7 protein-coding genes are annotated in these 6,971 nt (G+C 73.9%); 4 read left to right on the top strand and 3 right to left on the bottom strand.

Annotation, left to right across the window (positions count from 1 at the left end):
* Positions 1-134: 134 nt before the first annotated feature.
* Both ACFWR9_RS11085 and ACFWR9_RS11080 read right to left on the bottom strand, forming a co-directional pair.
* Positions 135-506: a hypothetical protein gene (locus ACFWR9_RS11085; RefSeq protein WP_383838926.1), complete on the bottom strand. Its 372-nt coding sequence runs from the start codon at positions 504-506 to the stop codon at positions 135-137.
* A gap of 56 nt (positions 507-562) precedes the next feature.
* Positions 563-1,546: a hypothetical protein gene (locus ACFWR9_RS11080; RefSeq protein ID WP_383838923.1), complete on the bottom strand. Its 984-nt coding sequence runs from the start codon at positions 1,544-1,546 to the stop codon at positions 563-565.
* A 254-nt stretch (positions 1,547-1,800) separates the two neighbouring features.
* Between ACFWR9_RS11080 and ACFWR9_RS11075 the strand changes: the two genes are divergently transcribed.
* Entirely contained in the window at positions 1,801-3,879 is a 2,079-nt protein-coding gene (locus ACFWR9_RS11075) for a SpoIIE family protein phosphatase (protein ID WP_383838920.1), read from the top strand.
* A 28-nt stretch (positions 3,880-3,907) separates the two neighbouring features.
* Here ACFWR9_RS11075 and ACFWR9_RS11070 read toward each other — a convergent pair whose 3' ends face one another.
* Positions 3,908-4,747: a putative protein N(5)-glutamine methyltransferase gene (locus tag ACFWR9_RS11070; protein ID WP_383838917.1), complete on the bottom strand. Its 840-nt coding sequence runs from the start codon at positions 4,745-4,747 to the stop codon at positions 3,908-3,910.
* A gap of 220 nt (positions 4,748-4,967) precedes the next feature.
* Between ACFWR9_RS11070 and ACFWR9_RS11065 the strand changes: the two genes are divergently transcribed.
* From ACFWR9_RS11065 to ACFWR9_RS11055, 3 genes are all read left to right on the top strand, one after another.
* Positions 4,968-5,450 (top strand): MarR family winged helix-turn-helix transcriptional regulator, encoded by a 483-nt coding sequence (locus tag ACFWR9_RS11065; protein ID WP_383839360.1) that lies wholly within the window; start codon positions 4,968-4,970, stop codon positions 5,448-5,450.
* Positions 5,451-5,514: 64 nt separating this feature from the next.
* Entirely contained in the window at positions 5,515-6,120 is a 606-nt protein-coding gene (locus ACFWR9_RS11060; protein ID WP_383838914.1) for a sulfite oxidase-like oxidoreductase, read from the top strand.
* Positions 6,113-6,889, top strand: coding sequence for a ferredoxin reductase (locus ACFWR9_RS11055; RefSeq protein WP_383838911.1), 777 nt, complete (start codon positions 6,113-6,115; stop codon positions 6,887-6,889). The genes ACFWR9_RS11060 and ACFWR9_RS11055 overlap by 8 nt, the downstream gene beginning before the upstream one ends.
* Positions 6,890-6,971 lie beyond the last annotated feature (82 nt).

The following is a 6,971-nucleotide window of genomic DNA, read 5'->3' as shown; positions in this document are numbered from 1 at the left end:
GGGTGTGCTCTGTGTGGGGCGGGTGTGGGCGGTGGGGGGGCCTGTTGTGTGCGCGCCCTTTTATTTTGTTCCTCTTGTGTCAACCCAAAGAGGCGGCGCACACCACACCGCCGCACCGGCGGGTCCCGGTCGGCTCAGCGGCTCTCCAGCCGTACGTGCAGCTCGCGCTCCTGGTCCCCGGAGGCCGTGCTCAGGTCGCGCACGGTGAACAGGGAGTCCAGGGTGGTGCGGAACCTCTCGATCGCCCAGTAGCCGCCCTGCACGTCGGCCTCCACGGACTCCCGGAGGCGGGCGGGGTCGCACTCGCCCCGGTGCGCGTCGGCCACGTCGAAGGTGCCGAGCCACACGGTCGGGCGGACCTCGTGGTACTCCCGGGTCACGTCGCCCGCGTGCCGGTCCGACGCGTAGCACGCGCACAGCGCGTCGAACACGGTCCGGGCGTCCTCCTTGCTGCACCCGCTCAGCTCCACGGAGACGGATTCCGGATGCAGTCGCTCAGCGTCCATCGTGATCGCTCCTCTCGCGGCCATACCACCAGAAAAGCACCACCTGGTGCCGAGCACTACCGGGTGAAGCGGTAGGTCTTGCTGTCGGTCAGCACGCAGAATCCCGGCGAGACGACGATCACGCGCAGGGTGCCGGTGCGGCGGTCGTAGTCGATGCCCTCCGTCTCGAAGTCGCCGGAGCAGGCGCTGCGCAGGGGCAGCTGCCGCAGGGCGGTGACGTGGCCGGTGACGTCCGCGGTGCCGTTGGGCGCGGCGGACAGGTCGATCCGCAGCAGGGGTTTGGTGATGCCGAAGAGGGTGCCCGCCGGGTCGTCCGAGGAGCACAGCAGGGTGGTCGCGTCGAGGAAGTCGCAGCCCTGGACGTCGCGCACGGCGTGGTCCAGGCGCACGGTGGCCGCCTGGGGGAGGTTCGCGGACGGCGAGGTGGCCGGGTTGACGCCGGGTGTCGGGAAGACCAGCAGCCGGTCCATGGTGCCCCACTCGCCGGAGAGCATCCACTGCCCGTCCGGCGAGACGGCGGACCAGGAGTTGTTCAGCGCCTCACCGGGGCTGAGCGTGTGCACGTACTCCGCCCAGCTTCCGTCGGGCTCCTGCACACGGAACATCTTCGTGTTGCCGTCGTCGCGCTGGTACGGCTCGACGTAGTGGCCGTCGTAGGAGGCGTCGGGGTCGCCCACGTGGTTCCAGCCGCGGGTGCTGAGGTTCAGCGGGATGGTGCCGATGCCGGTGTAGCGGTTGGGGCTGCCGGCCGGAACCTCGACCGAGGCCAGGCCCTGACTCTCGGTGAGCGGATCGGCACGGTCGGAGCCGACCTCGGTCCAGGTGTCGGCCTCGGTCCAGGTGTCGGCCTCGGTCCAGGTGTCGGCCTCGGTCACGGTGTCGGCCTCGGTCACGGTGTCGGCCTCGGTCACGGTGTCGGCGGCGGACAAGGCGTCGGCGGCGGGTGCGGCGGCCGCGGGGCCCGCGAGGCCGACGGAGAGGGCGAGGGCGGCGAGTCCGGTCAGGACCGTGTGACAACGTTGCCGGGCGCGCAGGGGCATGGAGGCTCCTCGGTGGGGGGCGGGCGGCAAGGACGGGGCGTGGGCGTTCGGCGCACAGTCTGGACCGCCCACCAAGTCATGTACAGACCAACTCCGGACGCGCTTCGTGCGGCGGTCACCGCCGGGCCGGGAGATGCTGGAAGGAGTCCGCGGAGCCGCCCGGAATCGGCCCCGTGCGCGGTGGAACGCGGTAGAACAAAGGGAGTCGGCATCAGGAAGGCGTGCCGCGCGGAACGGTGAAGGCGGGGCGTGGGATGAGTACATCCGGGTCTGCCGGGTTCGAGGGCGACGCGTCGTCGCGCGGTCCCGTGCGGCCCAGCGGACTGCTCGACCTGCTGAGCGTGGCCTCGGTCGTGCTGGACGCCGAGGGCCGGATCGTGCTGTGGAGTCCGCAGGCGGAGGAGCTGTTCGGATACTCCGCACAGGAGGCGCTGGGACAGTACGCCGCCCGCATCATGGTCCACGAACGCCACCTCGACCTGGTCGTCAAGCTGTTCTCCGACGTCATGCGGACCGGCCGGAGCTGGGCCGGGGCCTTCCCGGTCCGGCACAAGGACGGCGGCACCCGGCTGGTGGAGTTCCGCAACATGCGCCTGCTGGACGACCGCGGGGACGTCTACGCGCTGGGGCTCGCGGCCGACCAGTCGACGGTGCGACGGCTGGAGCGCGACCTGGCGCTGTCCTCGCGGGTGATCACGCAGTCACCGGTCGGGCTGGCGGTGCTCGACACCGACCTGCGGTACGTCTCGGTCAACCCGGCCCTGGAGCGGATCAACGGCATCCCGGCCGACGACCATCTCGGCCGGAAGATCCACGAGCTGCTGCCGCGGATGGACGCGGCCCAGCTGGAGGCCGCTGTACGAGAGGTGCTGGAGACCGGGCAGCCGGTGATCGACCGGCCCACGACCGGACGGACGCCCGCCGACCCGGACGAGGACCACGCCTGGTCCGTCTCGCTGTACCGGCTGGACGACGCCCTCGGCACGGTCCTGGGCGTGGCCGTCTCGGTCGTGGACGTCACCGAGCAGTACCGGGCGAGCGCCGAGGCCGAGGCCGCGCGGCGCCGGCTGGCCTCGGTCGCGGACGCCTCCGCCCGGATCGGCACCACGCTGCAACTGGACCGCACCGCGCACGAGCTGGCCGACGTGGCCGTGCCCGGCCTCGCCGACATCGCCGCCGTGGATCTCCTCCAGGCCGTGGTGGAGGGCCGGCGCAGCAACCTGGGCCCGGCCGAACCGGCCGTGATGAGGGCGCTGGCCGTGCACGCGGACGACGCCCCCGACGCGCTGACGGCGGCCGACCGGCCCGGCCAGGTCGCCCGGTACGGGCCGGAGCGCATGGTCACCGAGTGCGTGCGCAGCGGGCGGCCGGTGTGGGTGGCCCGGGTGACCGGCAAGGACCTGGAGCGCATCGCCCGTTCACCGGAGGCGGTGGAGCTGCTGCGCCGGGCGGGCGTGCACTCGTACCTGGCCGTGCCGCTGATCGCGCGGGGCGAGGTGCTCGGCGCCCTGGACCTGAAGCGGACCGCCAACCCGCTCCCGTTCGACGAGGACGATCTGCTGCTGGCCAAGGAACTGGCCGCGCGGGCCGCGCTGCAGATCGACAACGCCCGCTGGTACCAGAACGCCCGCACCACCGCCCTCACCCTCCAGCGCAGCCTGCTGCCGAGCCATCCGCCGGTGACCGGTGGCCTGGAGGTCGCCTCCCGCTACCAGCCGGCCGGGGCCACCAGCGAGGTCGGCGGCGACTGGTTCGACGTGATCGAGCTGGAGGAGCGCAAGACCGCGCTCGTGGTGGGCGACGTGATGGGCAGCGGCATCGCGGCGGCGGCCTCCATGGGGCGGCTGCGGACCGCGACCAACACCCTGGCCGCCCTCGACCTGGATCCGGCACTGCTCCTGGAGCACCTGGACCGCACCACGGCGGGCCTGGACCAGGCCATCGCGACCTGTGTCTACGCCGTCCACGACCCGCACGAGAGGCGGTGCCTGATCGCCAACGCCGGGCACCTGCCGCCGGTGCGGCTGCGGGCCGGGCACCCGCCGGAGCTGCTGGACCTGCCCACCGGGGTGCCGCTCGGAGTGGGCGGCGTCCCGTTCTCCACGACCGCCGTCGCCCTGGAGCCGGGCGACCGGCTGGTGCTGTACACCGACGGCCTCGTCGAGACCCGCCGGCACCCCCTGGACGAGCGGCTGAACGCCCTCCTCGCGCTGCTGGACGGCCCGGACCGCCCCTTGGAGGAGGTCTGCGACCAGCTCCTGCGCACCCTGCACGAGCCGGAGAGCTCCGACGACGTGGCCCTGCTGATCGCCCGGGCCACGCCGCCCGCCTAGGTCCTGTCGGCTCAGTGCCGGTACCGCGCTACTCCCGCACGCCTGTCACCACATGGGCGTACAGCTCCTCCGAGACCGCGACGCGGGTCGTCAGGCCGGCCCGGGTGAAGGCGGCGACCGCGGCGGGTGCCTGGGCCTCGCTCGTCTCGACCAGCAGGCAGCCGCCGGGCGCGAGCCAGCCGGGCGCCTCGGCCGCGACGCGGCGCAGCACGTCGAGTCCGTCGGCACCCCCGTCGAGGGCGACCAGCGGTTCGTGGTCGCGGGCCTCGGCCGGCAGCAGGGCGACCTCGCCGGTGGGGACGTACGGCACGTTGGCCGCCAGGATGTCCACCCGGCCGCGCAGCGCCTCGGGCAGCGCGTCGAACAGGTCACCGGCGTACACCCGGCCGTCCGCGTCGGCGAGGTTGCCGCGGGCGCAGCGCACGGCGGCGGGGTCGACGTCGGCGGCGTGCACCTCGGGCCGGTCCAGCGCGGCGGCCAGGGCCGCGCCGACGGCGCCGGAGCCGCAGCACAGGTCCACGACGACGGACGCGTGCGGCGCGTGGGCGAGGGCCTCGTCGACCAGGAACTCGGTGCGGCGGCGGGGCACGAAGACACCGGGGGCGACCGCGACGCGCAGGCCGCGGAACTCGGCCCAGCCGAGGACGAGTTCGAGGGGCAGCCCGGAGACCCGGCGGTCGACCAGGTCGGAGAGTTCCCCGGCGGTGCGGGCGGCGGCCATCAGGAGCGCCGCCTCGTCCTCGGCGAAGACGCAGCCCGCGGCGCGGAGCGCGGCGACGACGGAGTCACGCGACGGGCGGACCGCGGCGGGAAGGGAGGAGTGCGAGGAAGCGGAGAGCGAGGGGTGTACGGGAAACATGGAGGGCATGGAAGCAGAGAGCCTTTCGGGAACCGAAGGGCGCTCTCGCGGTCAGCCGTTGGCGGTGACCGTGCTGCCGTGAGGTGAGAGCACCCGGGTCGACACAGCGGTAATGGGTCTCACCTCCCAGGCGTCCGGCGGCCGGGACGATCCGCGGCCGACGGTCACACTACCGCAAGTTGTACTCTGCAACCAGCGATGCGAGGGAGGACCCGTGGCGGCTGCCGAGATGCCCGGTGACGCGGCGGACGCGGCCGTGGAGACCGTCCAGCGCGAGATGACGGCCTTCGCCCGCCGTGCCCGTGCCTCGGCGGGGCGTATGCATCCGGAGCTGTCGCTGGTGTCGTACACACTGCTCGGTCACCTGGAGGAGCGGGACGGCTGCCGGGCCACCGACCTGGCGGCCCACTACGCCCTCGACAAGTCCACGGTCAGCCGCCAGGTGTCCGCGCTGGAGCGGGCCGGGCTGGTCGAGCGGCGTCCGGACCCCGAGGACCAGCGCGTGCAGGTCCTGCACCTGACGCGGGCCGGGCGGCGCATCCTGGCGCAGGTCACCGAGAGCCGCCGGGCGGCCTTCCGGGAGCGGCTCGCCGACTGGCCTCAGGAGGACCTGATCCGCTTCGCCGCGTATCTGGAGCGGTACAACGCGTGGCGGGGCGGTCCGCGGGGCGAGGGCCCGGACCGGGGTACGCCGTCGGGCACGTACGGTTGACGGCGTACGCACTGATCACGTCGGCCGCCGGCACCTCTCGCGGCCGCCCGAAAGGCCCCACCGCATGAACACCACCCGAGGCTTCGCCGGGCGCCCGCGCGCCGCCCGGCCGGGGCTGCCGCCCGGCCAGTACGACGCGGGCGACGACTGGCCCGTGCTGTCCGCCGAGGCCACGCCCGACCTGGCCGCCGCCGACTGGACCTTCCGGGTGGGCGGGCTGGTGGCCGAGGAGCGCACCTGGGACCTGGCCGGGGCGCGCCGGCTGCCCGCCTCGGCGTACGAGGGCGACATCCACTGTGTGACCGGCTGGTCGAAGTTCGGCGTGCGGTTCGGGGGCGTGTCCCTGGACGCCTTCCTGGAGGCGGCCCGTCCGCTGCCGTCCGCCACGCACGCCGTCGCCTACGCGCACACCGGCTACACCGCGAACCTGCCGCTCGCGGACCTGACCGGCTCACGTGCCTGGATCGCCTGGGAGTACGAGGGGCGTCCGCTCGCTCCCGAGCACGGCGGCCCGGCGCGGCTGGTGGTGCCGCACCTGTACTTCTGGAAGAGCGTGAAGTGGCTCGCGGGCCTGGAGCTGCTCGACCACGACCGGCCGGGCTTCTGGGAGCAGAACGGCTACCACGCGCGCGGCAACCCCTGGCAGGAGCAGCGGTACTCCGATGACTGAGACGGCCACACACACGGCAGGGGCGCACACGCCCCCGACGCGGTTCGCCGTGCCCGGACGCATCGAGGTGAACGGCCTGGTGGCCGGGGCCTGGCAGACGGCCACGCTCACGGAGATCCGCCGCGAGACGCCCCGCGCGTCCACCTTCCGGTTCGCCGTGCCCGGCTGGGCGGGCCATCTGCCGGGCCAGCACCTGATGGTCCGGCTCACCGCCGAGGACGGGTACGTGGCGCAGCGGCACTACTCGCTGGCGTCCGCGCCGGACGGCTCCGGGCACATCGAGCTGACCCTCGACCACGTGTCGGACGGGGAGGTGTCCGGCTGGTTCCACACGGTGGCGCGGCCCGGTGACCGGATCGAGGTGCGCGGCCCGCTGAGCGGCTTCTTCGCCTGGCCGGGCGACCGGCCCGCCCTGCTGCTGGGCGCGGGCTCCGGTGTCGTCCCGCTGATGTCCATGGTCCGGCACCACCGGGCGCGGGGGCTGACGGTGCCGCTGCGGATGCTGGTGTCCGCGCGCGGCCCCGAGGAGTTGATCTACGCCCGCGAGTTCGGCCCGGAGACGACCCCCCTGTTCACCCGGAGCGCCCCGGCCGGGACGCCGGTGGGCCGGCTGACCGCCGCGCACCTGGCCCCGCTGCTGTCGGAGCCGCCCGCCGGGGGCTGGGAGGCATACGTGTGCGGATCGAACTCGTTCGCCGAGCACGCGTCACGGCTGCTGGTGGCCGGGGGCCAGCCGGTGGAGCGCATCCGGATCGAGCGCTTCGGCTGACCCGCGGCGGAACTTCGCCGCGAGGGTGGGCGAGGCCCGCCGGACTGGGTACCCGTCCGGTACGGGCACTCGCACACTGGCG

The sequence above is a fragment of the Streptomyces sp. NPDC058534 genome, from assembly GCF_042717365.1.
Taxonomy (GTDB): Bacteria; Actinomycetota; Actinomycetes; order Streptomycetales; family Streptomycetaceae; genus Streptomyces.
The sequence above is the reverse complement of the archived record's forward strand: the minus strand, read 5'-3'. Positions and strand labels throughout refer to the sequence as shown.

Excerpts from the sequence above, each read along its gene's own strand:
- ACFWR9_RS11085 (WP_383838926.1), bottom strand. The coding sequence starts at position 506 with ATGGACGCTGAGCGACTGCATCCGGAATCCGTCTCCGTGGAGCTGAGC.
- ACFWR9_RS11080 (WP_383838923.1), bottom strand. The coding sequence starts at position 1,546 with ATGCCCCTGCGCGCCCGGCAACGTTGTCACACGGTCCTGACCGGACTC.
- ACFWR9_RS11075 (WP_383838920.1), top strand. The coding sequence starts at position 1,801 with ATGAGTACATCCGGGTCTGCCGGGTTCGAGGGCGACGCGTCGTCGCGC.
- ACFWR9_RS11070 (WP_383838917.1), bottom strand. The coding sequence starts at position 4,747 with ATGCCCTCCATGTTTCCCGTACACCCCTCGCTCTCCGCTTCCTCGCAC.
- ACFWR9_RS11065 (WP_383839360.1), top strand. The coding sequence starts at position 4,968 with ATGCCCGGTGACGCGGCGGACGCGGCCGTGGAGACCGTCCAGCGCGAG.
- ACFWR9_RS11060 (WP_383838914.1), top strand. The coding sequence starts at position 5,515 with ATGAACACCACCCGAGGCTTCGCCGGGCGCCCGCGCGCCGCCCGGCCG.
- ACFWR9_RS11055 (WP_383838911.1), top strand. The coding sequence starts at position 6,113 with ATGACTGAGACGGCCACACACACGGCAGGGGCGCACACGCCCCCGACG.